The sequence below is a fragment of the Ectothiorhodospira shaposhnikovii genome, assembly GCF_016584105.1.
GTDB classification, from domain to species: domain Bacteria; phylum Pseudomonadota; class Gammaproteobacteria; order Ectothiorhodospirales; family Ectothiorhodospiraceae; genus Ectothiorhodospira; species Ectothiorhodospira shaposhnikovii.
Genome location: NZ_NRSM01000011.1, coordinates 52,787 through 77,135, shown reverse-complemented (window position 1 = coordinate 77,135; position 24,349 = coordinate 52,787). Strand labels below are relative to the sequence as shown.

Annotated in this window: 31 protein-coding genes; 27 read left to right on the top strand and 4 right to left on the bottom strand. The window is 63.2% G+C overall.

Translation table 11 applies throughout. The features are described 5' to 3' along the window. Positions 1 to 357 precede the first annotated feature (357 nt). From CKO35_RS08165 to CKO35_RS08065, 22 genes are all read left to right on the top strand, one after another. A complete protein-coding gene (locus CKO35_RS08165; protein ID WP_011700606.1) occupies positions 358 to 669 on the top strand; it encodes a DUF7768 domain-containing protein in 312 nt (103 codons plus the stop codon). A gap of 3 nt (positions 670 to 672) precedes the next feature. Further along, positions 673 to 1,143 carry a CIS tube protein gene (locus CKO35_RS08160; protein WP_011366981.1) on the top strand — a complete coding sequence of 157 codons (471 nt, stop codon included), beginning with the start codon at positions 673 to 675 and terminating at the stop codon, positions 1,141 to 1,143. Next, complete coding sequence (locus tag CKO35_RS08155; protein WP_200174536.1) at positions 1,140 to 1,430, top strand: LysM peptidoglycan-binding domain-containing protein; 291 nt, start codon at positions 1,140 to 1,142, stop codon at positions 1,428 to 1,430. The genes CKO35_RS08160 and CKO35_RS08155 overlap by 4 nt, the downstream gene beginning before the upstream one ends. 66 nt (positions 1,431 to 1,496) lie before the next feature. Further along, positions 1,497 to 2,780 carry a phage late control D family protein gene (locus tag CKO35_RS08150; protein ID WP_200174534.1) on the top strand — a complete coding sequence of 428 codons (1,284 nt, stop codon included), beginning with the start codon at positions 1,497 to 1,499 and terminating at the stop codon, positions 2,778 to 2,780. Next, positions 2,773 to 3,147 (top strand): YcbK family protein, encoded by a 375-nt coding sequence (locus CKO35_RS08145; protein WP_020886736.1) that lies wholly within the window; start codon positions 2,773 to 2,775, stop codon positions 3,145 to 3,147. Before CKO35_RS08150 ends, CKO35_RS08145 begins: the two co-directional genes overlap by 8 nt. Further along, complete coding sequence (locus tag CKO35_RS08140; protein ID WP_200174532.1) at positions 3,144 to 3,563, top strand: DUF1353 domain-containing protein; 420 nt, start codon at positions 3,144 to 3,146, stop codon at positions 3,561 to 3,563. Before CKO35_RS08145 ends, CKO35_RS08140 begins: the two co-directional genes overlap by 4 nt. Then, entirely contained in the window at positions 3,556 to 4,605 is a 1,050-nt protein-coding gene (locus tag CKO35_RS08135) for a phage baseplate assembly protein V (protein WP_200174530.1), read from the top strand. The genes CKO35_RS08140 and CKO35_RS08135 overlap by 8 nt, the downstream gene beginning before the upstream one ends. A 12-nt stretch (positions 4,606 to 4,617) precedes the next feature. Continuing rightward, entirely contained in the window at positions 4,618 to 4,992 is a 375-nt protein-coding gene (locus CKO35_RS08130) for a hypothetical protein (protein WP_039644677.1), read from the top strand. Further along, on the top strand, positions 4,989 to 5,252 hold the full coding sequence (locus tag CKO35_RS08125) for a PAAR domain-containing protein (RefSeq protein WP_200174528.1): 264 nt from the start codon (positions 4,989 to 4,991) through the stop codon (positions 5,250 to 5,252). The genes CKO35_RS08130 and CKO35_RS08125 overlap by 4 nt, the downstream gene beginning before the upstream one ends. A gap of 11 nt (positions 5,253 to 5,263) precedes the next feature. Further along, entirely contained in the window at positions 5,264 to 5,572 is a 309-nt protein-coding gene (locus CKO35_RS08120) for a hypothetical protein (protein ID WP_011366989.1), read from the top strand. After that, entirely contained in the window at positions 5,569 to 6,579 is a 1,011-nt protein-coding gene (locus CKO35_RS17935; RefSeq protein WP_242467096.1) for a hypothetical protein, read from the top strand. The genes CKO35_RS08120 and CKO35_RS17935 overlap by 4 nt, the downstream gene beginning before the upstream one ends. Positions 6,580 to 6,591: 12 nt before the next feature. Beyond that, positions 6,592 to 7,482, top strand: a complete 891-nt coding sequence (locus tag CKO35_RS08110; protein ID WP_200174526.1) for a hypothetical protein — start codon at positions 6,592 to 6,594, stop codon at positions 7,480 to 7,482. Next, the gene (locus CKO35_RS08105; protein WP_200174524.1) at positions 7,482 to 8,399 is read left to right on the top strand and encodes a GPW/gp25 family protein; all 918 of its coding nucleotides are present in this window, start codon (positions 7,482 to 7,484) and stop codon (positions 8,397 to 8,399) included. Before CKO35_RS08110 ends, CKO35_RS08105 begins: the two co-directional genes overlap by 1 nt. Positions 8,400 to 8,498: 99 nt before the next feature. After that, positions 8,499 to 9,908 carry a baseplate J/gp47 family protein gene (locus CKO35_RS08100; protein ID WP_200174523.1) on the top strand — a complete coding sequence of 470 codons (1,410 nt, stop codon included), beginning with the start codon at positions 8,499 to 8,501 and terminating at the stop codon, positions 9,906 to 9,908. After that, on the top strand, positions 9,908 to 11,482 hold the full coding sequence (locus CKO35_RS08095; protein ID WP_200174521.1) for a phage tail protein: 1,575 nt from the start codon (positions 9,908 to 9,910) through the stop codon (positions 11,480 to 11,482). The genes CKO35_RS08100 and CKO35_RS08095 overlap by 1 nt, the downstream gene beginning before the upstream one ends. Before the next feature lie 10 nt (positions 11,483 to 11,492). Beyond that, positions 11,493 to 12,086, top strand: coding sequence for a hypothetical protein (locus CKO35_RS08090; protein WP_200174519.1), 594 nt, complete (start codon positions 11,493 to 11,495; stop codon positions 12,084 to 12,086). 10 nt (positions 12,087 to 12,096) lie between these two features. Continuing rightward, entirely contained in the window at positions 12,097 to 13,086 is a 990-nt protein-coding gene (locus CKO35_RS08085) for a hypothetical protein (RefSeq protein ID WP_200174517.1), read from the top strand. A 4-nt stretch (positions 13,087 to 13,090) separates the two neighbouring features. Beyond that, the gene (locus CKO35_RS18195) at positions 13,091 to 13,222 is read left to right on the top strand and encodes a hypothetical protein (protein WP_274600807.1); all 132 of its coding nucleotides are present in this window, start codon (positions 13,091 to 13,093) and stop codon (positions 13,220 to 13,222) included. Further along, the gene (locus CKO35_RS08080) at positions 13,209 to 13,670 is read left to right on the top strand and encodes a hypothetical protein (RefSeq protein WP_200174515.1); all 462 of its coding nucleotides are present in this window, start codon (positions 13,209 to 13,211) and stop codon (positions 13,668 to 13,670) included. Before CKO35_RS18195 ends, CKO35_RS08080 begins: the two co-directional genes overlap by 14 nt. A gap of 12 nt (positions 13,671 to 13,682) precedes the next feature. Next, entirely contained in the window at positions 13,683 to 14,216 is a 534-nt protein-coding gene (locus tag CKO35_RS08075; RefSeq protein WP_200174513.1) for a hypothetical protein, read from the top strand. A 15-nt stretch (positions 14,217 to 14,231) separates the two neighbouring features. Continuing rightward, positions 14,232 to 17,780, top strand: a complete 3,549-nt coding sequence (locus tag CKO35_RS08070; RefSeq protein ID WP_200174511.1) for a DUF4815 domain-containing protein — start codon at positions 14,232 to 14,234, stop codon at positions 17,778 to 17,780. 12 nt (positions 17,781 to 17,792) lie between these two features. Beyond that, on the top strand, positions 17,793 to 18,050 hold the full coding sequence (locus CKO35_RS08065; RefSeq protein WP_097010730.1) for a VrlD: 258 nt from the start codon (positions 17,793 to 17,795) through the stop codon (positions 18,048 to 18,050). A 145-nt stretch (positions 18,051 to 18,195) separates the two neighbouring features. Here the strand turns inward: CKO35_RS08065 and CKO35_RS08060 are convergent, their stop codons facing one another. From CKO35_RS08060 to CKO35_RS08045, 4 genes are read right to left on the bottom strand one after another with little or no spacing between them, the layout of a single operon-like run. Beyond that, on the bottom strand, positions 18,196 to 18,351 hold the full coding sequence (locus CKO35_RS08060; RefSeq protein ID WP_200174504.1) for a bacterioferritin-associated ferredoxin: 156 nt from the start codon (positions 18,349 to 18,351) through the stop codon (positions 18,196 to 18,198). 24 nt (positions 18,352 to 18,375) lie between these two features. After that, positions 18,376 to 19,827 carry a mercury(II) reductase gene (gene merA, locus CKO35_RS08055; RefSeq protein WP_200174502.1) on the bottom strand — a complete coding sequence of 484 codons (1,452 nt, stop codon included), beginning with the start codon at positions 19,825 to 19,827 and terminating at the stop codon, positions 18,376 to 18,378. Further along, positions 19,827 to 20,438: a mercuric transport protein MerTP gene (gene merTP, locus CKO35_RS08050; protein WP_200174500.1), complete on the bottom strand. Its 612-nt coding sequence runs from the start codon at positions 20,436 to 20,438 to the stop codon at positions 19,827 to 19,829. The genes merA and merTP overlap by 1 nt, the downstream gene beginning before the upstream one ends. After that, positions 20,435 to 20,845, bottom strand: coding sequence for a MerR family transcriptional regulator (locus CKO35_RS08045; protein WP_200174498.1), 411 nt, complete (start codon positions 20,843 to 20,845; stop codon positions 20,435 to 20,437). The genes merTP and CKO35_RS08045 overlap by 4 nt, the downstream gene beginning before the upstream one ends. Before the next feature lie 246 nt (positions 20,846 to 21,091). On the opposite strand from CKO35_RS08045, the gene CKO35_RS08040 reads away from it, so the two are divergent. The 5 genes from CKO35_RS08040 (at position 21,092) to CKO35_RS08020 (ending at position 24,328) form a co-directional block, all read left to right on the top strand. Next, positions 21,092 to 22,051 (top strand): amidoligase family protein, encoded by a 960-nt coding sequence (locus tag CKO35_RS08040; RefSeq protein WP_200174496.1) that lies wholly within the window; start codon positions 21,092 to 21,094, stop codon positions 22,049 to 22,051. Between the two features lie 11 nt (positions 22,052 to 22,062). Beyond that, complete coding sequence (locus CKO35_RS08035; RefSeq protein WP_200174494.1) at positions 22,063 to 22,584, top strand: DUF5049 domain-containing protein; 522 nt, start codon at positions 22,063 to 22,065, stop codon at positions 22,582 to 22,584. Then, positions 22,569 to 23,366 carry a hypothetical protein gene (locus CKO35_RS08030; RefSeq protein WP_200174492.1) on the top strand — a complete coding sequence of 266 codons (798 nt, stop codon included), beginning with the start codon at positions 22,569 to 22,571 and terminating at the stop codon, positions 23,364 to 23,366. Before CKO35_RS08035 ends, CKO35_RS08030 begins: the two co-directional genes overlap by 16 nt. After that, on the top strand, positions 23,363 to 23,962 hold the full coding sequence (locus CKO35_RS08025) for a gamma-glutamylcyclotransferase family protein (protein WP_200174490.1): 600 nt from the start codon (positions 23,363 to 23,365) through the stop codon (positions 23,960 to 23,962). The genes CKO35_RS08030 and CKO35_RS08025 overlap by 4 nt, the downstream gene beginning before the upstream one ends. 156 nt (positions 23,963 to 24,118) lie before the next feature. After that, positions 24,119 to 24,328 (top strand): helix-turn-helix domain-containing protein, encoded by a 210-nt coding sequence (locus CKO35_RS08020; protein ID WP_090539671.1) that lies wholly within the window; start codon positions 24,119 to 24,121, stop codon positions 24,326 to 24,328. Positions 24,329 to 24,349: the final 21 nt, after the last annotated feature.

Below are 24,349 nucleotides of genomic sequence, written 5' to 3'. Positions count from 1 at the left end.
ACCGGCACCGGAAATCGGAAGTGCCTCTCTGGCTCCGGCCGGGATCGAGCGGCCCAAGACAACCGCGCCGACTCCGATAGCGAAGCCCCTGCAATCCGGACTCACCGAGACGGTGCCTTCCGAACGGTTGATTGCTCCGGCCCGCACCGCTCCCGCGATACCCCTGCGGGCAGAGGAAAGCGGTCCGGGGCTGCGCGAGCTGCTGGAATCGCTGCTCTCGCGCCTCGATGGCCTGGCCGACCGCCCGGTGGAACTTAGCGTGACCACCAACATCGATGGCCGGAAGGTGGCCGAGGCAGTCTACAAGGACCTTCGCGAGCGGAAGATCAGAAATTACGAAACACTTTGAGAGGACCGATGAAACGCATCTTTGTCTGCAGCCCGTTCGCGGGTGACATAGCCCGAAACGTCAAGGTAGCCGAGGCGCTTTGCCGACGGGTCATGAGAAACGGTCACGCGCCGTTCGCGCCGCACCTGTTGTATCCAACCTTTACCGATGACAGCGTTCCCGAGCAGCGGGAGACGGGCATCGCCTGCGGCCTGGCCTACATGGAATGTTGCGACGAGGTGTGGGCGTTCACCGGCAACGGCATTTCCAGCGGCATGCGGCTGGAACTCGACCGGGCCGGACAACTGGGCAAGCCGATCCTCGAGATCGCCGAGGTGTAAGCAATGGCCTGGGATCAACAGCCCATCAAGGGATATCTGGTGGACGCCGACACGGGGGAGCGGCTCGAATTCCAGTACAACCCCAACTCCATCAGCGACGAGAAGTCGACCGACTACGCGACGATCAAGATCCCCGGCATGAGCCACCCGCGCTACCAGTATGTCGCCGGGGAACCGCGCCGGATCGCCTTCAAGGTCGAGCTGTTCAAGGGGCCGGTGAAGCAGAAGGTCGACTGGCTTCGCTCGCTGCAATATCCGGAACACGCCGGAACCATGCTCAAGAACGCGCCGCACCGCGTGCTGCTTATCTTCGGCGATCTCTACCCGGGCGTGACCTGCATCGTCCGGCAGGTGAAGGCGCGGTTCTTCGGCCTGTTCGACCGGGACAACCTGCTGCCGCAACGGGCCGAGGTGGACATCGTCCTCGAGGAATATGTGGACCGTTCCATCAACTGGTCGGAGGTGCGCTCATGATCGGCCGCGATTCCCGATACGCCCGCTGCGTTCTCTACCGGGACAGCGACGGTACCTCCCTCGGTATGCGCCAGCGCATCGACACCACCCCCAGACACGACGACCGCCTACACACCTTGGTCGAGGGCGAGCGTCTGGATCTGCTCGCGCACCGCTATCTGGGTGACGCCAGGCTCTGGTGGATCATCTGTGATTACAACGACCTCTTTTTCCCGTTGGCGCTCGAGCCCGGCCTGGCCCTGCGCATTCCCTCTCGCGAACACGTCCAAATGCGCCTGCTCGACTGAAGCGTCCGACACCTGGCCATGCCTTCCGGTAAGTAAGCAGGGAACTGCGAACCGCCGGAGAAACGCATGGATCTGGATACCTTCAAGCCGACATTTCTGATTCAGATCGAGGGGCAAGACCTCTCGAAGGACATCACCCAGGAGATCACTTCGTTCGTCTTCACCGACAATGAGGAGGAGCTGGATGTCCTCGAGCTGTCGGTGACCGACCGCAACCTGCAGTTCGTCGACGATCCCCTGTTCCAGGAAGGCAATGAGATCGTCGCTCGCTTCGGCTACGTGGGTAACCTCTCTCCACGCAAGAAGGCGGTCATCAAGGACATCGATTACGACTTCCCGGAAAACGGCGATCCAACTATCCGCATCAAGGCCTACGACAAGGGCTTCAAACTCGCTGGCAAGGAGAACCAGAAGGTCTGGCAGAAACCCGCTCCTGGCATCCTCTATTCGGAAATCGCCGAACAGATCGCCGCCGCCAACGGCCTCACGCCGGTGGTCACGGCCACCAAGGGAACCCATCTCCGCGTTACCCAGAGCAACATTTCGGACGCCCAGTTCCTCAAGGAGCTGGCGGAAAAGGCTCGCGACCGCGATGGCGACGGTGTGAGCGGCTATGTCTTCTACATCCAGGACGACGAACTCCATTTCCATCCTCGCGAGCTCGACCAGACGCCGCTTCTGACCCTCGAATATTTCACCGACACCAAGGGCCTGCTGCGCTCGTTCCGCCCCAGCACCCAATCCCAGGGGGCCAAGGGCGCGGGTGTCGAGACCAAGACGGTCGGTGTCGACCCGCGCAAGAAGGACGTGGTCGAGCACAAGGCCAACAACGCCACCACCCCCGAGCGGACCGCCCTGGGCAAGCAGACTTATCTGGTCGACGGCAACACCGGCGAAGGCAGCTTCAAGGAACGGGAGACGGGGCAGATCGTACCCAGCTTCGACCGTTCCGAAGGCTTTCACGAAGAGCCGCGCCAGGAGCCCGCCCAGGACAGCGCCGAAGGCAAATTCCGCGAGGCCGAGCTGCGCCAGGTCGAGGCGGATGCGGCCACCATCGGCATTCCCCAGCTACGCGCCAAGAAAAACGTCGAGATCAAGGGCGTGGGCCGGAAGTTTTCCGGCATCTACTACTGCCACTCGGTGCGCCACAGCATCAGCGGCGCTGGCTATCTCTGCGAACTCAAACTCAAGAAGAACGCCCTCGGCAAGGGCGCGGGCGACAAGTCCGCCGAGTCCCAGGGCAAAACCAACGACAAGGAGGCCCCGCCCACGCCGCAAAACGAGCCGCCAGCCATGGTGACCATCGACGCGGATTCCGGCGCGGTCACACAAGGAGGCGGCAATGGGTGATCTCAGTAAGAATTTCAACCGTTCGGAATTCGCCTGCAAGGGCAAGAACTGCTGCGGCCATTCGGCTGCGGTCCATCCTGACCTGGTCGACGCCCTGCAGGCGTTGCGCGACCGCATCGGCAAACCGCTGTCCATCACCAGCGGCTTCCGTTGCAACCGGCATAACAAGGCGGTGGGCGGCGCGGAGCAGAGTTTCCACACGCTGGGCATGGCGGCCGACGTGAGCTGTCCCGCAGGCGTTTCGCCCGAGGAACTGGCGGTCATCGCCGAGGAAATTCCGCTCTTCCGCGAGGGAGGCATCGGTGTCTATGCCTCCTGGGTCCATCTCGATGTGCGCCAGTCGGGCAAGGCGAGGTGGCGGTCATGAGCGCCCAAACCAAGGCCCTGTTTTCCGGCACTGCACTGGGGCTCTCCGGGCCGCTTCGGGTGGAGATCCTGCCCAATGGAATGACCGCGAGGCTGACCCAGCCGTTCCGTGTCCGCACCGGCGCTGGCCGCATCATCGAAGTGCCCGCCGGGTTCGAGACCGACTTCGCCTCGGTGCCGCGCCTGTTCTGGCGCGTGGTGCCGCCTTGGGGGCGATATTCCCCGGCGGCCGTCGTTCACGACTACCTCTACCACACCGGCAAGGTCTCGCGGCTTGCGGCCGACCGCATCTTTCTCGAACTGATGGCGGCCCTGTTTGTGCCTCTTTGGAAAAGGCAGGTCATGTATTGGGCGGTTCGCCTGGGCGGCTGGCTGGCCTGGGACGCCAGTCGAAAACGGGAGGCGGAGCATGCTTGAAACCCGCGACCGTCAATCCGAGGAGCGCTACCGCAACCGCTGGTACGGCAAGTACCGGGCCTTCGTGCGCGACAACAACGACCCCGAACGCCTCGCCCGGGTCCGCCTGGAAATCCCCGCCGTGCTCGGCAGCGGGCGGGAGAACTGGTCCGAATGGGCCGCGCCCTGTTTCCCCTACGGCGGCAACGACGACACCGGCATGTTCCTGGTCCCCGAGGAAGGGGCCTCGGTCTGGGCCGAGTTCGAGGGCGGCGTCGTCCAGTATCCGATCTGGACCGGGGTCTGGCTGGCCAAGAGCAATCCCGGCGAGCAACCCGAGGAATCCAAGCGCACCTGCGCGAATGCCTTCTGCCATGACTGCGAGGACAAGGTCGAGCATCAGGCCAACCGGCACGACGATCTCGAACACAAGAAGTACCACGGCCATCCGCCGTATTACTGCCCGCGTCTGAAGATCCTGCTCAAGACCGAAACCGGCCACACCATTCTGGCCGATGACCGCGACGGCGACGAGCTGCTGCGGATCATCGACCGCGCCGGGCAGATCCTCACCATGGAAGGGAAGGTGAAGCCGGAGATGCAGAGCGGCAACGCCCTGCGGCGCGGCACGAAGGACGCCGAGAAAGGCGACCAGCTCGACATCGCCTCGCAGATCGTCGGCTCCCGCGCCCGAATCCAGCTCACCGACCTCTGTCGCCAGCAGGTAATCCTCGAAGCCTGGCAGGACAAGGAGAAGGTCCACATCCTCTCGTGCGACAAGGGCCGCTCCCGCTGGCAGAAGATCCTCATCGATACCACCAAGGGCCGGGAGAAGGTTCACATCTGGGGGCTCAACGGTACCCAGGAAATCCTCGTCGATTCCACTGCCGCCGCCGAACAGATCCGCCTCACCGACAAAGCAGGTCAGGTGGTGCGCATGAACGCCGCGCCAGGCCAGGAAAGCATCAGCGCCACCGACAAGTCCGGCAGCCTCGTGTTCATGGATGGGGTGGCAGGAAACATCATCATTCGCTCGACGAACACTGTCTTGATCAACACCTGAAGGAAGCATTGCATGGGAGAAAGAACAACAACGCCCTCCGGACTCTCGGCCAGCGAGGAATTGCTGGCCCGGACTTTCGAGCATTGGCGGGAGGAATTCCGCAGCATTCTCGAAAGCCACCGCCGGGAAATCCAAGATCGCCTCGAGAAGATCGAGCGCGAAATCGAGAAGAAATCGGACAAGGAAAACGTCGAGGTGCTGGTCCGCTCGATCTATTCCGATCTGCACCGGCACGCCGAGGAGATCGACCGGCTGCACGCCCGGGTCGGCTCCAAGATGGGGACCGAGACCATGTGGAAGATCGTCGGCCTGGTATTGACCATCGGCAGCACCATCGGCGGACTCGTCGGCTTTCTGATCCATCTGCTGCTGAAGGTAAACCCATGAGCTCCCAGGCGCGACTCGGCGACATCAGCAGTCACGGCGGCGTCATCATCACCGGGGCGAGCCGGACGCTGGACAACGGCATGCCGGTGGCCCGCATGGGGGATCTGCACGTCTGTCCCATCCCGGGGCATGGCGTGACGCCTATCGTGTCCGGCAGCTTCGACACCATCACTGAAGGATTGCCCAACGCCCGCCTCGGCGACATCACCGCCTGCGGAGCCATCATAGTCACCGGCAGTCCCGACACCATCGACAACTGAGGGGGGACGCGATGAACAATCTCGAACAGCCGCAGGAACCGCACTACTGGGATGTTTTCCCGAAACTGATCCGGGTCTCGCGATCCCCATTCGTCCAGCGCATTCCGCTCTCGATCCGTGGTCTACCCGAAGCGCCGGTGTTCGAATCGTCCAATCCCGACGTGGCCAGTGTCGATGAGGACGGCAATGTCGAGTGCGGCTTCGTTCCCGGGGCGGCCATGATCCTGGTCTGGGATTCTGCCGAGCGGCTCAGCCTGCGTCACGTCCAGGTCGAGGTCTATGGCGGCGGCGTCTCCGCACCGGTGGAGGTTCCTTCATGACGGATACCCCGCCAGCCTTTAGCCACTGGGAGGTTCAGCCTCGCTCCATCCGCCTCTCCGCTGGCGAGTTCGAGCAACGGGTTCCGCTCTCCCTGCGCGGCGACGTGGACGCCCCGGTCTTTGCCTCCAGCAACCCGGAGGTCGCGGAGATCGAGCCGGATGGTGTCATTCGCTGCGGCTGGACCATCGGCAACGCCGTGCTCATGGTCTGGCGATCCTCGGCCCGGGACAGCCTTCGCCATGTTCTGGTGGAGGTCCGCGATCCGTCCTGGTTCGCCGACCACCCGGACTTTGCCAGCGGAGCATCGGTCTTCCTCAGTGGCACGGTGATCAACGCCCTCAACACCAGCGGTGTCGGCAACGCGCTGATCGAATTCCGTCGCTCGGAAGCCGGCCCGGCTGCGTACCAGACCTTCGCCAACGCCTATGGCGGGTTCGAGCTGTCCGTGCCCGAGGGATTCTATTACGTGGAGGTCACCGCGCCGGGATACATCGCCTGGCACGGCTGGGTGAACGCTGACCCCAACACCTCCGGCGACATCCAGATCGTTCTCTCGCCCGAGCTCGACGGCCAGGTCGCCCGCATCGTGTTGCAGTGGGGACTCAACCCCAGGGATCTCGATTCCCATCTCACCGGACCGACGCCATCGGGCGGCAGGTTCCATGTGTTCTATTCCCACACCATCGAAAACGAGGCGGCGGAATTGGACGTGGACGACACCAGCTCCTACGGGCCGGAGACCATCACCATCCATCGGCTCATCCCCGGCGTCTACCGCTACGCGGTCCACGACTACACCAACCGCAACGCCAATCCGAGCACCGGCCTGGCGCAGTCGGGAGCATCGGTGAAGGTGTTCTTGAGCGATGGCCGTGAGCAGACCTTCACCGTTCCCAACGCCCCGGGCACGGTCTGGACCGTGTTCGAAATAGACGGCGCGACCGGGACTGTGACGCCGGTCAACGCCATGAGCTATCAATCCCAACCCGCCAATGTCGGCATGTAATGGAGGTTGTCGATGATTTCCGAAGAACCCGCCGACTTGCAGGCCACCATCGAACAAACCGATTCCGGCGAACAGCAGTATGTACTGCGGGCGCTCTGCAATCACCTGTCCGGCATCCGTGAGGAGCTTTCCGGCATCCGCACGTTGCTGGAGGCCGGTCACGCCGCCTCGGAGGCGATGCGCGGCCAGGCCCAGGCCTATCTGGAGGCGCAACAAGCCAAGACCCAGGAGTACCTGGAGCAGGTACAGATCGAGCCGGAGCCCGATTTCTATCCCTTCGTCGAACTGCCTGCGAGCACCGAACCCCGGGATCTACCGGACGGCAACCGGCTCTTCACCTTGCCTGACGGCATGATCCTGCGGACCACGGACGACCAGCGAATCTGCGTTATCGACGCTGGGGAACAGCAGGTCATCACCCCCGGACCCGGCATGGCCATCGAGGTCGCCCCGGGACGCCTTTACACCCTGGTCGAGTCCTATCTGCGTTCGACCCAGGAGGCAGCCGGTATCAGCGGACTGCCTGCCGGGATCGAGCCGACCGCCATGGGCGCGGAACGCTTCGCGGTGGTTCTGCCCGAGGGCATCCGTCTCGACGTCGATCACCGGGAGCGGTTCATCACGCTGATCAACCCGTCCGGTCCTATCGACATCATCGGCATCGGCCGCATCGAGGGCATCGGCGAAACCATCGCCGTCCGTCTGCTTTCCGGCGGAGCCAAGGGATTCCAGTGCGGCCAGTCCGGCCACGGCGGGCTGATCGAGGCGGACGGAACCATCCATCTGGGACTCAAGAGCTGTCTGGATCTGGTGATCCGATTCCAGGGAGAAGCTATCGATGACGACACTTCGGAAAATGGCTGCTCTGGACAGTGCGGCATCGACTGCGAGGAGCGTACCTGATGAGCTACGACTTTCTCGGCAAGGGGCTGCGTTACCCATTCCGGTTTCAGTCGCTATCCGGCGGCATCCAGGTATCGACCGCCACCTCGCGGGAGCACGAACACATCCGCGAAAGCATCCTGCAGATCCTCGGCACCCGAATCGGCGAACGGTTCATGAATCCGGAGTTCGGTTCCAGGCTGAAGGATCTGGTGTTCGAACAAAACGACGAGGTGCTCAAGGGCCTGCTGCGCCATTACGTGATCGACGCCATCAAGCGCTGGGAAAAGCGGGTGATCATCACGGAGGTACACTTCGACGACCGGCCGCTGAATATCGACGGAAACCTGCTGCTGGTGCATATCGCCTACCGGGTGATCCAGAGCCAGGTGGACGGCAACCTGGTCTATCCCTTCTACAGAGAAGACCCGAACAATCCCGCGCCCAGCTATCCCCAGCCGGAACCCGAGCCGGAACCGCCGCCGGTGCGCAGCGTGCGCCTGTCGCCGGACGTGCGCTCGCTGTTCAATCTGCTCTGGTTCGACGCGGCCGAGATGAGCCCCGATCCGGCGGATTCCTTCATCTGGCCAGCGGGAGAATACGAAGTCGCCTACATCGAGGGAGCCTTTCAGGACCGCAACGGCAAGTGGATCGTCAGCGATCCGGGTGACAACCACGGCCATTACCTGACGTTCGAGGGAGCTCCCGAAACCGAAGCGCCCCAGGCCGAGCACGCTCTCTATCTGGCCGCGAGCGGTCTGGGTTTCGACGCCCAGAGCCAGGCGGAAGACAACGCCGCTGGCACCGTTCACCGGATCACCACCCTGGAGCCGGGCCGCATCGGCCTGTTCTATTTCGAAGGCAAAAAGGAATCCCACTACCTCAACAACACCTCCGGGCAGCCCAATCCCGTCTGGCAACTGCGCGGCCCGCTCTGAGGCCTCTCGCCTCCGACACATCCAGGCCCCTTCCGGTAAGTAACCGGCGTGGCGAGAGCATCAGGCGCTCTCGCATAACCGTCGAAAACCGGAGAGAACATGGGCCGCGCAAGCATCGGATACATCAACAAGGATTACGAATCGATCCGCCAGGAGCTGCTGGCGAAGATCCCGCAGCTCACTGACCGCTGGACCGATTTCAACCACTCCGATCTCGGCGTCGTCCTGCTCGATCTGTTTTGCGGCGTGGGCGACATGCTGGCCTACTACCTGGACGCCCAGGCGGCCGAGGCCTTTCTGCCCACGGCCCGCCAGCGCCAGAACGTCATCAATCTCTGCAAGCTCATCGGCTACCGGTTGGACTCGCCGGTGGCCTCCACCACCATGCTGCGCTTCCGGCTCTCCGCCCCGCTCGGCAAGGACCTGACCATTCCGGCGGGAACGGCCTGTCGTGCCTTGCTGAATGACGGCGAGGCGGATTTCGAGACGGTCGAGGATGGCCTCATCCCGCGAGGCGTGCTCTCGGTGGACATCCCGGCCCGTCAAGGCGTGCGCCGCACCGAGACCTTCACGTCGACGGGGCTGCCATTCCAGCGCATCCGCCTGACCGGCGACGTCATCGCCCAGGGCACCATCACCGTTACGGTGGGGGACGACGCCTGGAGCGAGGTCGATCACTTCCAGGACAGCCTGGCCGACAGCCGCCATTTCATGGCCGACCTGGACGCCCTCGACATCTCGACCCTGATTTTCGGCGACGGACAAAGCGGCGCTGTACCCGCTCAGGGAAGCGCCATCGCCGTCAGCTATCTGCAGACCATCGGGGACCAGGGGAATCTCGGTCCGAACCGGATCACTCAACTGCTGAGCCCGATCTACCTCGACGGAGGCCAGGTTTCCCTGACCGTCACCAACCCTATGCCCGCCACCGGCGGCGCTTCGCGGGAAGCCCTCGAACACGCCCGCCGACAGGCACCGGCGGAGCTGCGCAGTCTCTGGAAAGCCGTCACCCTGGAGGATTACCAGGCGCTCGCCGAAGGTTACCCCGGCGTCGCCAAGGCCAAGGTGCTCGACACCAATGCCTGCCAGAACATCCGCTACTACAACGTCCAACTGGCCATCGCCCCCAACGGCGGCGGAATGCCCTCGGCGCTGCTCAAGCGGGACCTCGCGGAGTTTCTCGAACGCCGCAAGGTCATCACGGTCGAGATCAACCTGTTCGATCCGATCTACCGGCCCGTTTCCATCGACGCCGAGGTCTACGTCTGGCCCGGTGAACCGCTGGAAAACGTGCGCAGCCGCATTGAAGCCGCGCTCTCCGATTTCTTTTCCTTCGACCAAGTCTCCTTCGGTCAGACCATTCTCTTCTCCGACCTGGTGGCCCTGATCGACGGCGTGCGCGGCGTCAGCCACATGCACCTGTACGCGCCGCAGCAGGACATCGAGCTGCGCCACGGCGAAATCCCGGTTCTCGGCAGCGTCAACCTCGATCTGCGGAGGGCCGGTTGATGTCGGATTGGTTCAAGGACAATCTGCTCGGCCTGCTGCCGCCGCTTTACGAGCACAACGACGAGGCCGGTGACCTGCGCACCTTTCTGAGCCTTCCCGCCGGAACGCTCGACGAGCTCAAGCAGGCCATCGACGATTTCCCGACCATCTTCGACGTCGATCACTGCGACGAGCGCTTCCTGCCGCTGCTGGCGAGACTGGTCGGCCTCGAAGTGGACGGCACCTGTTCGCCGAACTGCCAGCGCCGCCGCGTGCGGGAGGCGGTCGAAATCTATCGCCGCAAGGGCACCATTCCGGCTATCGAGCGGGACTTTGACGCGCTCGGTTGGCAGGGTGAACTGCAGGAGACCTTCCGCTCGGCGCTGCGTCTCAATGCCCGCTCCCGACTCAGCAGCGCCAAACTACCCGGGCTGGTGTTCAGCCTCGGCGTGTTTCGCGTGCTGTGTCTCAACCAGACCGAGGGGCTGCGCGACGTCCTGGTGTTTCACCACCCGGCGGGTACGCGCTGTTTCTGGCTCCAGTTTCTGCTCGAATGGATCGAAGGCGGCGCGATGCTCGACTTCGGGCACGCCAACGCCGTGCGCCGGATCGTGCTGGCGTTTCTCGACGAAACCTTCGTCCTCGGACGTTCCTCGCTTGGTTCCTGCCGTCACCTGACCAACAAGCAGAGGGCCTGGGAGCTGCTGCAGCTCACCAGCACCACGGAGATGCTCCCGGAAATCGATCGGGCCGCCGTGAAGGTCTCCCGTTTTCACGGCCGCCAGAACCGGATGCGTCTGAACCACAAGGCCCTCAACGACTGGCGGTTGCCGCACACCCGCGTCGGCGAAGATCGGGTTTCCTTCTGCACGCCCATCTACACCGGCCGAGACTTCGAAGGGGATGTGCTGGAAAGCGGCTTCGGGCTGGGCGAGAGCCATCTCAACCGCAAGCCGCTGACCCATGGCGAGACCGCGCTGCGCTACTGCTTCCGGCAGAAGGATTTCTTTTTCGACACGCAAGCGGAACCGGTCGAACGGGCGGAGGCCAAGTACGACCTGCGCCTGCCGCTGGAATCTCGTCACCGCCTCTGCTTCCAGCTTGGCCGCGCCAGGCTCAACACTGGTCTCGACCTCACCGCCAACCAGGGCGGCATCAGCAATCTGCTGCTCGCCTCCACTGCTGGCTGCGACGCGGACGTCACCCTGGCCGTCGACCGGATCGACCGATGGCGGCGGAGAGGGCCTGTGTTCCGGCTCAACGCGAACACCCTGAACACCCGGTATCTGAGCAATGCGAATCTGACCGGCGAACGGGCCTCGCTTGAAGTCTACGTGGACACGGGCTCTCTCCAGCGCCATCGGGTCGAGACCATGAAGCTGGGCGCGAGCCCGCTCAACACCACCGGCCTGCGCCTCTCCGTTGATCGGACCCGCCCGATGCGCGTCAGCCGCATGCGCCTCAACCAGGCCGGATTCCGCTGGTCGCGGCCGTCCTACCGTTGGCTGTTCCGTCAGCAGGACCTGCACGCGCCCACGCAGGCCGGGTTCGAGGCCGCCACCAATAACTATCGCGCCACCCAGTGGCCCACCTGAAGGAGAACCCATGGCGATTCACCTCTATCTTGACGAAGCGCTGACCCAGCAGATTTCCGAGGGGGATTTCAGCCGCCCCGAGGCCGAGAGCTACAACGGCACCGACGGCGACATCAAGGATCGGCAGCTCTACGTCGCCAACGAGCAGACGAGCCTCGCCTCGGCCATAGACGCGGCGCAGACCTCCATCGCCCTGGCCGAACCGCGCTTTGCCGACGGCGAACTCATCATCATCGACGGAGAGCAGATGCTCATCGAAAGCGGCGGCGGCACCGCCAATCTCACCGTGCAGCGGGGCGTGGCCAACACCGCTCCGGCCGCGCACGACGCCGGAACGACCGTCTATTCCGGCTACGACTACACCGGGCTGGTGCTCGATCCCATCGATGAATACGGCACCGACGAATCGGTCTGGTACCGCCTGGCCCTGACCCAGGCCGGACTCGACACCGCCACCCAGGGCGCACCGCTCAATCTCGGTGACAAGGCCTTCCAGCAGACGCTGTCTTTCTGGCGGCGCTGCACCGTGCTCCCGGGCACACCGGTGCAAAACAAACTCGACATCAAGCTGCGCCTGACCGGCACGGAAAACCCGATTCTCTAAGGAGGCCGCCATGGCATACCACAGCATTCAAGGACTCGCCCACGGTCGGCTCGACCTGCTCAATCAACTGCGTACCTTTCTGGTGACCACCACCGGATGGACCCTGCACGACGACCAGTCGGCCGACCCGCAGCCGTATTTCGTCTTCAAGTCTCACGGGGAATCCGGAGCCGAGGACGTCTATCTGCAGTTCCGTATCAGTACCACCTCCGGGCGGATTCACATTGCCGCATTTCAGTATTGGGACGCGGCCACCCACACCGGCGTCAACGAGGCTTCGCACACCAGTTACACCTACCTGCGGGTGGAGGACAGCGCCGACTTCATCTTCTGGCTGTTCGCCGATCTGGACCACGTCTTCGTGGTCACCAAGCTCGTCTCCACCTATTACGGCCATTACAGCGGATTGCTGAAACGCTTCTGGTCCGGGGCCATCGCGCTCACGCAGGCGGCGGTCACCGCCGGAAGCGGCGTGGTGCTTCAGGTCAACGACGCCACCGTGGTCACGCCCGGACAGGACTATGTGATCAAGGACGACGCGGGCATCGAACGCGTGCGGGTGAGCGCCACAGACACCGTCGCCACGCCGAACACCATCACCGTCGAGACCCTCGTTCGGGATTACGCCTCGGGAGCCAAGATCGGCGAGGACCCGCAGCCGGTCGTCAACAGCTACTACAACGCGCCGGGCACCTTCTACGCCGTGAACAAGTTCGACGGCTGGACTTCCGCGTCCGGCCAGCAGGGTCGCTGCGGTGCGGCAAATGGCGGGCTCCAGGGCGAAACCGATCCGGAGATGCGCTACGGCACCACCATCCTCTTTCCCTGGCTCGCCTCGATGTCCGGCTCCGCCGCCTACCAGGAACTGCGCGGCGAACTCATCGAGGTCTTCGCCGTGGGCGGCGGCAATGTCGCCTCGGAAGACACTATTCAAATCGGTACGGACAGCTACCGCGTGTTCAACCTGACCACCGGCGGCTGGTGCGCGGTGAAGGAGTAACGCCATGGCAACGCAAAGCGGAAATCTCAAACCCATCACTACGATCACCGGCCAGCGTCGTCCGGAAACGCTTGTGCCCATGAACCGTGGCCAGGCGCTCAAGCTCAGCGGGAGGATTCGCCGTGGCAGTGCATAAGGGACAACTGGCATCCATTACCACCCGCCGAGGCATCCGGCGGCCGGAACTGCTCACCATCGGCGCGGCGCAACCAGGAGCGCTCTTCGAGCTGTTTCCCGGGGCACCGGCCAGGCGCACGGTGATGGTCCGGGCCGACAGCGCGGTGCGGGTTGCCCATCGGCTCGAACGGCGATCCGACCTCGCGTTTCGCGTGAACAACCGCCTGAACCGGAGCGCCGACCTGTGGCTCGTCGTCCATGGCCGTCTGGGCGTCGATGCCGACGCGGCGGTGCGGGTGACACGCCCCTGGCTGCGGAGCATCGATACCAGCGTCCTGACGTCCGGCGCACACACCAGCCGATCCGACACCGTTCAGCGCATTGCGATCCCGGCCGGGCTGCTGGCCGACACGCGCCAGATCCTGTTCGCGGTGCTCATCGATCAAGACCACGAAATTCAGACCTAAAGGAGAACAGCAATGGCACTGGGACTCATCGTCAAAACCGGCCGGATACTGACGGCCAAACTCCTCCTCGGCCAGGCCGTGGACGGCATCACCCACTGCGCCATCGGCGACGGGGATGCCAGCTTCAGCGACCCGCAGAATCCGCCCGCGCCGGACATCGGCCAGACCGGGCTCAGAAACGAACGCGCCCGCAAGCGCTACTACAAGCGGACCTTCCTCAAGGAGAACGCCGAAGGGGCGCTCCTGGTCAACGGCGTGCGCTATCTCGAAACCGGCGAGGAGACCAACACCATCGGCGTCTTCTTCCGCTTCGACGAGGCCGAGGCCAACGGCATCACCATCCGCGAATACGGCTTCTTCGGCGGCGACGTGCAGTACGTGGAAAGCGTCACCGGGGATCTCGCCATGGGCGGCGTGTTCCATCAGGACACCAATCCGACCGGCGAGGTGCTGCGTCCGGGCTACCTGTACGAGGTGAAGAACATTCCCGACTTCAACAAGATTTCCGACACCCGCGTGGAGCTGGTCGGGATCATCAAGATCTAACTGGAGGATTCAATCATGAGCATCTCACGCGAGACATTCGACCCGACCAAGAATTACAAGCGCATCCGTTACCATCAGGATCGCGACCTGCTGGATTCCGAACTCAACGAGCAGCAGGACATCATCAACCTGGAGCGGCGCAAGATCGCCGACATCCTGTTCAAGGAAGGCTCCATCATCATGGGCCTGGAGGTCAGCGCGGCCGCCAACGTCCTGACCCTGGCCCCGGGCGTGGTCTACATCGACGGCCACCTGGAACAGGTGAGCGGCGCGACCCTGACCTATGACCCGGCCACCACCAGCGGGGCCGATTACGTTTACGTGGAGCTGCTGAAGTACAACTACGGCTACACCCAGGACCCGGCCCTGATCAATCCGGCCACCGGCGAGCCCACCGCCGAAAGGGAAAAATGGGTTCTTTCTCTCAAGGCGACGGACACCAGCGGCCAGACGCTGCCCAACAACGTGGCCGAGCGCCGGGTGATCCCGATCTACAAGTTCGACCGCGAGAGCGGCGATGTCACGCCCACGGTGCAGGAGAAGTCCAACCTCTACCTGCGGGATCTCCTGGGCACGCTGCCGGGCAGCCGGATCACCGTCTCCTCGATCACCGAGGACCAGCTCTCCTTCGCCGCCGCCGAGGGTCTCAACTCACTGATTCAGAACCTGGCCGAGCGCACCTTCGACCAGGCCGGAAGCTATCTGGTGAGGGGCTTCGACACCTTTATCGGTGGGGTCGATGACGACAGCGTGGAGGCGATCACCAATGCCGGACGCGCCTACATCCAGGGCTTCCGGCATCAGCGCGATCTGCCCACCTCGACCCTGGTACCCAAATCCATTGCCACCAAATCGGTGCGCGGTGAGCAGAAAACCTTCGACATCAACAAGCGCCGCTATCCGGTCAACTCCATACCGCTCAAGGAGACGACCCAGGTGGAGGCCATCGTCGAGATCACCCGCAACGTCACTCGCGGATCGGTGGGCGGCGGCGAAGACCTGCTCGACCCCAATCCCGTGGTGGATATCCTCGAGGTCAGCCAGGGAGCGACCATCTTCCAGGAGGGCGTGGACTGGCAGCAGTCTGGCAACCATGTCGACTGGCTCGGCTCCGGCAACGAACCGGCCATCGGCACCACCTACACGGTGCGCTGGACCTACACCAAGCAGATGATCAAGGGCACCGACTACGTGGATAGCGGCTGGTTCGGTCAGGCCAACCATCCGGCGGCCGGAAACTACTTCTATCTGGTGACCGCCTACAACGCCACCGGCGAGACGGCCTTCAACGCCGCTGCGGTCATTGCCCGGGCCACCGCCGCCGGTGAGATGAACAAGCTCTCCTGGCTGCCGGTCAGCGGCGCGACCGGCTATCGCGTCTACCGGGCCGCCACCAACGGCGCACGCACCGACTACAAGCGCCTGATGGAGCTGGGCAGCGAGGCGCTCTCCTATGTCGACGACGGTGTCGAGGAGATCGGTACCGCTTCGCCTCCGGCCACCAACACGGCCGGACTCACCATGTCGGCGGTGCAGCTCGAGCTGGGCAACCTCAACGTGATCAACTTCGGGCGCGGCAGCCTCGGCGACCAGCCGGTGAACGGTTCCAACTGCAGCCTGGACTACGACTATTACCTCGGCCGCCGCGACATCGTTTACGCCACCACCACCGAGATCAAACGGCTGGAAGGGGCTCCGGCCGATTTCCCGAAGCTGCCCATCGTGCCGGAAAACGCCCTGGGGCTGTGCAGCATCGACTGCCCGCCCAACTCCACCGACATGGAGATCCGCAACTTCGGCCTGACCCGCATCACCATGGACCAGATCCACGACATCATCCAGGACGTCGAGGACCTGAAGTACAACGACGCCCAGTACCAGATGAACAACGAGCTGCAGAACCGGGATGCCCAGACCAAGAAAGGCATCTACTCGGACGATTTCTCGAACACCGCCCAGTCGGACATCTACCACGCCGAATGGGACGCCCGAGTGAACGAGATCGCCCGTTTCGTCGCGCCGGACCGCATTCCACACTCCACCGTGCTCTCGGTCGATCAGGCGGGCAGCAACGCCAGTTTCTTCGGCAGCCTGGCGCTGTTGCCGGGCAACGAGACCGTGCTGGTGGAGCAGAACGACTGGTCCGAGGAGCGCAACATCAACCCCTACGCGGTGTTCGACAAGCCCCCGGCCATGCTGCAGATCACGCCCAACCTCGGGCGGCGCGGCCAGACCGGCATCGCCGTCACCGGAATCAACTTCACCCCGAGCAAATCCGGCATCGTGCTGCGCTGCGACGGACAGGTGATGGCCAGCAATCTGATCAGCGACGAGGCCGGTCGGGTCAGCGCCTCCTTCACCATTCCGACCAACGCCCGCAACGGCAACCGGATCGTGGAGATGGCCGACGGCGTCTACTCGGCTCGGGCCAGCCTGCAGATCAACGATCCGCTGGTCATCACCCGCATCGAGCGCATCATCGAGAACCGCATCATCCGCGTGCCCGTGGTGCAGGTGGTCTGGCGCACCCAAACCATTTTCGTGCCCCGTGACCCGCTGGCCCAGACCTTCAGCTTCACCCAAAACCAGGTGATCTCCAGCATCGGACTGCAGTTCACCGCCAGGGACCCGAGCATCCCGGTCACGGTGCAGATTCGCGGCGTCACCACCGGTCTGCCCAACGGCGTGGTGTTCGCCGAGAAGGTGCTGGCCCCGAACGAGATCAGCCTGAGCGGCGAGACCCGCATTCGCTTCGACGACCCGTTCTACGCCGAGGCCAATACCAGCTATTCCGTGGTGCTGCTGACCAACAGCACCAATTACAAGGTGCGCACCGCTACCTTGGGCAAGATGGGCCGCTGGGGCATCATCACCCGGCAGACCTACATGGAGGGCGTGCTGCTGGAGAGCTCCAACGCCGAGACCTGGACGCCGCTCAACGGCTCCGACCTGGCGATGAAGATCTACGGCTACAACTTCCAGTCCGAGGGGATGATCCGCTTCCAGCCGATCACCGGCGTGCAGTTCTCCGACATCAACCTTGACGAATACTCGGCCATCCCCCAGGGCACCGGCCTCGACTGGGAATACTCCACCGACGGCGGTGTGACCTGGGACGCCATGGTTCCCGCCGAGGAGGAACGGCTGCCCAACCTCGCCACCCGGGTCCAGATCCGCGTGCGCCTGAGCAGCTCGCTTGCCAACGACACCCCGGCCATCAACTTCCGGGACGTCAACCTGGTGGGCTACCTCAACAAGACCACCGGGGCCTACCTGACCCGCGAGAACGAGCTGACCCAGGGAGTGGAATCGACCAAGGCCTATGTGCAGATGCAAATCCCCAGCGGCACCACCCTGCAATGGTTCGCCAGCAACGACGGCGGCCAGACCTGGGAGGCGATGACCATCCAAGACACCCGGCCCATCGACGAGAACTGGACCGAGTACACCCTGGTGCGCACCTTCACCGACAACACCGGCAACAAGGTCCGCTACAAGGCCGAGATGACCGGAACACCGCTGATCTACCCGCGCATCCATTCGCTGGGCGCGACCCTGAGCTAAGGAGGCACGTCCATGATCGTTCGACGCAAAGGCGGACTGACCGAGTTCATCCCCACGCCGCAGGAGAAGCGCGACGGGCTGATCCGTGACCACGCCCTGGGCCTGCTGGAGAATCTTCACCAGCGCCTGGCGCGGCTGGAACGGGCATCAAAGCTCCCGGCCGACGAAGCGGAGGCCTTCACGGCGCTGCTGGCGCGGATGCGGGCCGACGAGTCGCGCAACCTCGAGCTGCACGCCAGCCTGATCACCTCTGATACCGCCTCCGGCTGACCGGCTCACTGCCACCGCCAACCCAGAAACCCCGGATACGGCCAGCCCGTTCCGGGGTTTCTGCTTCTTGAAACCGTCAGGGTCCAACGAAGAGGTTGGAACCGCCCATAATCTTGTCCACCAACTGGCGGACATTACCGACACATCAGCGGCCCTTGGGATTTTTCACGGAACACTGGCAAGCGCCAGCTTTCTTTTCGGACAGAATTTTCTCCAGGATCGTGGATTTGCCGTTGAGACGGACATCCTCTTCAATGTCGGACGCCGTGTACCCGAAGCAGTAACAGACCAAATCTTCCATAAAATCGTTCTCCTTTGTAGTTGTTTATGCCGAGCAGCATGACAGCTTGGCTACATCCTTGCCGAAGGTCTGGGCGCAGAGCTTGATCCCTTCCGCCTGGGTCAGATAGGGGTGGAAGGCCGAAGCGAGATCCGACACGCCGATGCCGTGGCGGATCGCCAGTGCGGCCTCCATGATCTGTTCGCCGCCTTCAGGTGCCAGGATGCGTGCCCCGATCAGTTCATCGGAACCCTTGCGGCGGATAAGCTTGATGAAGCCCCGGGTGTCCCTCGCCGCCAGCGCCCGGGGCACGTTCCTGAGATCGAGTCTGGCCACCTCCACCTCGATTCCGGCGCTTGCCGCTTCCAGCTCGTTCAGACCGACACCGGCCACTTGCGGATCGGAAAAGATGACCCAGGGCAACGCCCGGTAATCGCGCCTTTGTGGCTCCCCTGACAAGGCGTTGGCGGCGGCCAGGCGTCCCTCGTAGGCCGCCGTGTAAACGAAAGCGGGTTCGCCGATGACGTCTCCGGCGGCAAAGATTCCGGGCTGGGATGTTTGCAGATGTTCGTCCACCAGGATTTCTCCCTGCCCGGAAAGGCGCACTCCGATTTGCTCCAGACCAAGAGTTTCGGTGTTGGCCCGTCTGCCGGTGGCGCACAGAATCCGTTCGGCGGAAAACTCCCGCTCCGCATCACCGACATGAGCGCGGACAACCACGCCGGAACCCTCACGCCTCACCTCGTGGACCCGAACCGAAGTTTCGATGCGCAGACTTTCATCCCGCAGATAGCCGGTCAACGCCTCGGTCAGATCCGCGTCTTCGGTGGGGAGAATCCGCCCGCTGCGCTGGAGCACGGTGATCCTGGTTCCGAGTCTCGCGAACATCTGAGCGATCTCCAGGGCGATATAGCGCCCACCCAGCACGATCATTGATTCCGGCAGACGCGTCAGCTCGAAGGCCGAGGTACTGTCGAGCGGGGCACTCTCGGCCAGGCCGGGAATATCCGGCAGCCAGGGACGCGAGCCGGTGGCGACGAGGATTCTCGATGCTTCGTACACCACGCCGTTGACCCGCACCGTCCGGGGAGATTCCAGTCTGGCGTCGCCTTCGATCAGTTCCACCCGGTCGTAGGCCTCCAACACATCCATGTATTTGGCCTGCCTGAGCTGCGAGACCAGTTCGTCCTTCTGCCGGATAACGGCCTCGAAATCGACCAGCGCGGCTTCACTCTTGATTCCGGCGAAGGCGTGATGGCCTCCCTTGTGCAGGGCCTCGGCGGCCCGGATCAGGGTCTTGGAGGGCACGCAGCCGACATTGACGCAGGTGCCGCCAAGGGTCTCGGCGTTCACCATCAGCACCGTCCTGCCCAACTCATGCGCCTGAATGGCGGCGGCGAATCCCGCTGAACCACCGCCAAGAATGATCAGGTCGTATTTCCGCACATCATCCGAAGACGATGCGCAGCAGCTTTCCCGATGCGATTGCCCGCTCATTACCTATCCTCCTTGTCTTTCACTTTGTATCCTGTCGCGTCAATTGCCCGCCGGATCGCTTCATCGTTGGTCCGTCCACGGTCGAACCGCACCACCGCCTTCCCGGTCCGGTAATCTGCCGTGACGTCAATGACACCGTCTACGCCGCTGGCCCCATGCCGGACATGTTCCTCGCAACTGGGGCAGGTCATGCCTTCGATCTGGTAGGCAACGGTATGGACCTGGTCGGCGGGGACGATCACAGTGTTGGTCTGGTTTTCCGGGTAGACCAGACTGCCATACCAGGGAAAGGCCATCATCAGTGCGGCCAATACGGTGACGATCCCAAGAAATGCCTTGCTCTGCAGGAAGGGTGGTTTCCGTTCATCTTCGCACGCGCACTGAATCTCGGCGGCGGTGCGTGGTTTGAGCTTCTGATACCAGGCAAATCCCAGCAGGCCGACGCTCAGCGCGATCAGCCAGGGACGGGCCGGTTCCATCCAGGAAAACGCGGATGCCAGCCCACTGGCACCGGAGAGAAACGCCAGCACCGGCGTGATGCAGCACAGTGATGCCGCGAAGGCGGATAGGACGCCCACGCCCATCAGTTTCTTGTCGGCCTTGGGGTTCATGGTCGGTCCTCCTTTTCGATTGCCCGCAAAATCGGGCATGGTTCGGTTTTCTTGTTGCTTTTGCAGGCGACGACCAGCTCTCCCAGGGTAGTCCGCATCCTCTGCAGCAAGGCGATCTTTTCCTCGATGTCGGCAATCTTGGCCTCCGCAAGAGAACGCACCTCGTCGCAGGCCTGTTCGCCATCCAATCTGAGATCCAGAAGTTCCCTGATCTCCTTCAGCGAAAAGCCGAGATCCTTCGCCTGCCGAATGAAATGGACCTGATCTTTCGCCTCCTCGGGATAGAGGCGATAGCCGGAAGGTTTTCTCTCGGGCTGCAGAATCAATCCCTCTCGTTCGTAGAAGCGGATGGTTTCCACCCCCACACCGCACTGTTTCGCCAGCTTGCCGATGGTCATGTTGTTCATATCTCGATCTCCTGAATTAAATATAAGGTCCGTACCATACTACGGAGTCAAGGGTTTTTTGAGGAAAAACTGAGCTTCGGTCAAGAGCGTTCACAAGTCATTGAAAATAAACGTGTTAAATGTCTGCTTCGGCTGTTCTTCTACTTGATTTGTGTCCGGAAAGAAGCATTCATTCATGGTGTAAGCGGGGGCTAAAAAGGCTTGCTAGACAACGACTTAGAAGCGCCATGAACGACGGAGGCACGCATGAACCTGAAAGAGATCCACTACGGGATCGAGATCGAGACCGTAAAACGCACCCGGGAACAGATCGCCTGGGCCATCCACTCGGTGGTGGGCGGCACGGTCCGCCATGTCGGCATTCCCAGCAGCTATGACCCCTGGGAGGTCGAGGACCTGCGCGGCCGCGTCTGGAAGGTGGTGGGGGACGCCTCCCTGACCAGCGTCCCGGCCCATCTGCGGGCCGAGGTGGTCAGCCCGGTGCTCGGCTATGACGACATCCCGCAACTGCAGGAGGTGGTCCGGGCCATCCGCCGCGCCGGAGGCAAGATCAACAGCCAGTGCGGCATCCACATCCATATCGATGCCGCTCCCTTCGACGGCAGGCACCTGTGCAACCTGGCCAAGATCATTTACAAGCAGGAGCCGCTGATCCTCCACGCCCTCGGCATCAGCCGCGACCGGCTCAACCGCTACACCCGGCCAGTCAGCGACGAGCTGATCCAGCGCATCGAACAGCATCGTCCCCGCACCAAGGACCAGCTCAACCGCATCTGGTACGGCTACCACAACCGCCAGCCCCAGCACTACGACAACAGCCGCTACCACGGGGTCAACCTGCACAACGTCTGGTACCGGGGCACGGTGGAGTTCCGCTGGTTCGAGGCGACCCTCCACGCGGGACGGATCAAGGCCTACCTGCAGTTCTGCCTCGCGGTTGCCGCCAAGGCGCTCAATGGGCGGGCCGCCTCCAGCCGCAAGCGGGATTTCGATCCTCAGAGCGCCAAGTACGACTTCCGGGTCTTCCTGCTCCACCTCGGCCTGATCGGCGACGAGTTCAAGACCGCCCGCAAGCATCTGATGGCCAACATGCCCGGCGACGCCGCCTTCAAGAACGGACGGCCCAAACCGGAGGACGTCCTCCCGGACGAAACAACCACCACTCTCACCAACGAGGCCGGGCAAGTTCCCGGCCTCACTGTTTAAGGAGGTGCCCCATGAAGATTCTGATCCGCTCCACCACGCTGGACGGCGAACCGATCCCCGGCAGCGGAGAAACCATCCAGGCCGCCGACTGCCTTGAGGTGGTCGAGCTGATGCGCGGCCAGACGCCGTTTACCGCCAGCCGAGCGCCCCGGGACTACATGACCGAGGTGCTCTCCGGCATCGAAGGCGGGCCGACCCAGCCGTTGCCGGAGGACGCCGCCGCTGCGGCCGCCGAGTTTCTCACCCGTCTGGCCCGGCACGGCCTGATCGAGTTTCTTCCCGACGACAAGGCCAGCGATCCCTGGCCGGAGCGATTCCTCGAAGCCCTGGAGACGGTGCGGCTCTCCGGGCGCACCAACATGCTCGATCACCCGGAGGTGACCCGGCTGACCGCCGAGATGGGTTACCCGGAGGTGGCCGAGTGGCTGGCGGACCACCGGCGCGAATACGCGGCCTTCGTCCTCGAAGGGACGAGACCGCTCGGCAAGAACTTCAGCGGCAAGGAGGACCCGGCTCCATGTGCGGACAAGTAGGCATCATCTTCGGCCGCAAGCGCAGACGGCCCGACGAGCGGGATTACCTGCGCGAGGTCTTCATACGCATGCTGCTGCACAGCGAGGAGCGCGGCCCGCACGCCTCCGGTCTGGCCTGGCTCAAGACCGACGGCAGCCACCGCATCTTCAAGCGGCCGATGCGGGCGCACGAGCTGGTCTACGAGAAGCCGTTTCAGGAGCTGCTCGGGCAGGTCGACAACGAGACCACCATCCTCATGGGCCACACCCGTTGGCGCACCCGGGGCAACGAGTTCAACAACCGCAACAACCATCCCATCCGGGCCGGGATCGTCATCGGCACCCACAACGGCACCATCTACAACGCCGATTATCTGTTCCGCCGACTCGGGCTGCCGCGCTACGCCGAAGTGGACAGCGAGCTGATTTTCCGCCTGGCCGACCGCTTCGCGCCCGAAGGCCCCATCGACCAGGAGGGCTTGAAGAAGGCGCTCGCCCTCTGTCGTGGCCAGATGAGCGCCGTGCTGGCCTCTCGGCTCGACCCGGGCACCATCACCGTGCTCAAGGGCAACAAGCCGCTCTGCCTGCGCATCCACCGCCAGCACCGGGTGGTGCTCTACTCCTCGGACGACGCCTTCATCGACTTTGCCGTGGACAACGAGAAGGGCTGGCGCGAGCTGGAGGTGCCACCCATGACCATGCTCACCATCCGCCACGAGGATGTGCGGGCCGTCGAAAACAGCGAATTCCGCTTCATACCCCAGGAGCGCAAAGGGACATTGCCCGAAGGAGTGAATGCATGAACATTGGAGACACCGCGAAGCTGACAAATCCGCAGGACAGCGGATTTGGACGCACTGAAAGTGCGCCCGCAGGGCGAGGGCCAGGGACGGCCCGAGTCAGCACAAACCCGGAAGACACTCCCGAGACCATCCTCCGTCTCTTCGTCTACGGCACACTGAAACGGGGCTACTGGAACCATCAACGCTTCTGCGCCCAGGCCCGCAGCATCGAACCGGCCGTGGTCTGGGGCAGGCTCTTCCATCTCCATGCCGGGTTCCCGGCCCTGGAAGTGTCGGAAGGTCTGGTCCTTGCCCGGGGCACCGACGATCCGCTGGCCGACGCCCGCAGACAGCAGGAGAGCGGCACACCGCGCTTCGGCCGCCCGACCGGCGACTGGGATCTGATCTATGGGGAACTGGTGACCTTCACCGATCCTCAGCGCGATCTACCGCCCATCGATCGGCTGGAAGGCTTTCGGCCCGGCGGGCACAGCATGTACCAGCGGGTGATGGTGGCGGTGCTGTGCGGGCGCACCTCGATTCCAGCCTGGACCTATTGGATGCCATGCCCTGCTTACGGGGAAAGAGTGACAGAGGGTCAATGGATCTATCCTTGAGTCGCCTTTTGCGGCCTTATGCCGGTAAAACCATTTGACAATCGGCCCCTGCCTAAATATATTAGAGGATGTTTTAAGTTGGGGAAGCTGTGCCCGCATCCCTTTTATCGCCTCTGGCGTGGCTATTAACCCAATCGCCCATGAGGAGCTAGAGAAATGGCCGAGATGGAAAACCGTTGGTTATCAGTAGACGAGATAGGCAAGTATCTCGGTGTCAGCAGTGACACCGTGTACCGCTGGATAGACAAGCACGGCATGCCCGCTCATCGAGTAGGCCGACTCTGGAAGTTTAAAAAAGAACAGGTCGATGCTTGGGTCGAGGCTGGCGGTGCTGCAGCAGACAAAAACAAAAACAATGAGGACTAGATGACAGGCGGCAATTTCAAT

Coding starts and splice junctions, on each gene's coding strand:
- CKO35_RS08085 (WP_200174517.1), top strand. CDS start 12,097: ATGGCATACCACAGCATTCAAGGACTCGCCCACGGTCGGCTCGACCTG.
- CKO35_RS08095 (WP_200174521.1), top strand. CDS start 9,908: ATGTCGGATTGGTTCAAGGACAATCTGCTCGGCCTGCTGCCGCCGCTT.
- CKO35_RS08090 (WP_200174519.1), top strand. CDS start 11,493: ATGGCGATTCACCTCTATCTTGACGAAGCGCTGACCCAGCAGATTTCC.
- CKO35_RS08165 (WP_011700606.1), top strand. CDS start 358: ATGAAACGCATCTTTGTCTGCAGCCCGTTCGCGGGTGACATAGCCCGA.
- CKO35_RS17935 (WP_242467096.1), top strand. CDS start 5,569: ATGACGGATACCCCGCCAGCCTTTAGCCACTGGGAGGTTCAGCCTCGC.
- CKO35_RS08150 (WP_200174534.1), top strand. CDS start 1,497: ATGGATCTGGATACCTTCAAGCCGACATTTCTGATTCAGATCGAGGGG.
- CKO35_RS08140 (WP_200174532.1), top strand. CDS start 3,144: ATGAGCGCCCAAACCAAGGCCCTGTTTTCCGGCACTGCACTGGGGCTC.
- CKO35_RS08160 (WP_011366981.1), top strand. CDS start 673: ATGGCCTGGGATCAACAGCCCATCAAGGGATATCTGGTGGACGCCGAC.
- CKO35_RS08035 (WP_200174494.1), top strand. CDS start 22,063: ATGAAGATTCTGATCCGCTCCACCACGCTGGACGGCGAACCGATCCCC.
- CKO35_RS08100 (WP_200174523.1), top strand. CDS start 8,499: ATGGGCCGCGCAAGCATCGGATACATCAACAAGGATTACGAATCGATC.
- CKO35_RS08060 (WP_200174504.1), bottom strand. CDS start 18,351: ATGGAAGATTTGGTCTGTTACTGCTTCGGGTACACGGCGTCCGACATT.
- CKO35_RS08125 (WP_200174528.1), top strand. CDS start 4,989: ATGAGCTCCCAGGCGCGACTCGGCGACATCAGCAGTCACGGCGGCGTC.
- CKO35_RS08075 (WP_200174513.1), top strand. CDS start 13,683: ATGGCACTGGGACTCATCGTCAAAACCGGCCGGATACTGACGGCCAAA.
- CKO35_RS08020 (WP_090539671.1), top strand. CDS start 24,119: ATGGCCGAGATGGAAAACCGTTGGTTATCAGTAGACGAGATAGGCAAG.
- CKO35_RS08070 (WP_200174511.1), top strand. CDS start 14,232: ATGAGCATCTCACGCGAGACATTCGACCCGACCAAGAATTACAAGCGC.
- CKO35_RS08110 (WP_200174526.1), top strand. CDS start 6,592: ATGATTTCCGAAGAACCCGCCGACTTGCAGGCCACCATCGAACAAACC.
- CKO35_RS08130 (WP_039644677.1), top strand. CDS start 4,618: ATGGGAGAAAGAACAACAACGCCCTCCGGACTCTCGGCCAGCGAGGAA.
- CKO35_RS08155 (WP_200174536.1), top strand. CDS start 1,140: ATGATCGGCCGCGATTCCCGATACGCCCGCTGCGTTCTCTACCGGGAC.
- merA (WP_200174502.1), bottom strand. CDS start 19,827: ATGAGCGGGCAATCGCATCGGGAAAGCTGCTGCGCATCGTCTTCGGAT.
- CKO35_RS08135 (WP_200174530.1), top strand. CDS start 3,556: ATGCTTGAAACCCGCGACCGTCAATCCGAGGAGCGCTACCGCAACCGC.
- CKO35_RS08105 (WP_200174524.1), top strand. CDS start 7,482: ATGAGCTACGACTTTCTCGGCAAGGGGCTGCGTTACCCATTCCGGTTT.
- CKO35_RS08040 (WP_200174496.1), top strand. CDS start 21,092: ATGAACCTGAAAGAGATCCACTACGGGATCGAGATCGAGACCGTAAAA.
- merTP (WP_200174500.1), bottom strand. CDS start 20,438: ATGAACCCCAAGGCCGACAAGAAACTGATGGGCGTGGGCGTCCTATCC.
- CKO35_RS08045 (WP_200174498.1), bottom strand. CDS start 20,845: ATGAACAACATGACCATCGGCAAGCTGGCGAAACAGTGCGGTGTGGGG.
- CKO35_RS08065 (WP_097010730.1), top strand. CDS start 17,793: ATGATCGTTCGACGCAAAGGCGGACTGACCGAGTTCATCCCCACGCCG.
- CKO35_RS08025 (WP_200174490.1), top strand. CDS start 23,363: ATGAACATTGGAGACACCGCGAAGCTGACAAATCCGCAGGACAGCGGA.
- CKO35_RS08030 (WP_200174492.1), top strand. CDS start 22,569: ATGTGCGGACAAGTAGGCATCATCTTCGGCCGCAAGCGCAGACGGCCC.
- CKO35_RS08145 (WP_020886736.1), top strand. CDS start 2,773: ATGGGTGATCTCAGTAAGAATTTCAACCGTTCGGAATTCGCCTGCAAG.
- CKO35_RS18195 (WP_274600807.1), top strand. CDS start 13,091: ATGGCAACGCAAAGCGGAAATCTCAAACCCATCACTACGATCACCGGC.
- CKO35_RS08120 (WP_011366989.1), top strand. CDS start 5,264: ATGAACAATCTCGAACAGCCGCAGGAACCGCACTACTGGGATGTTTTC.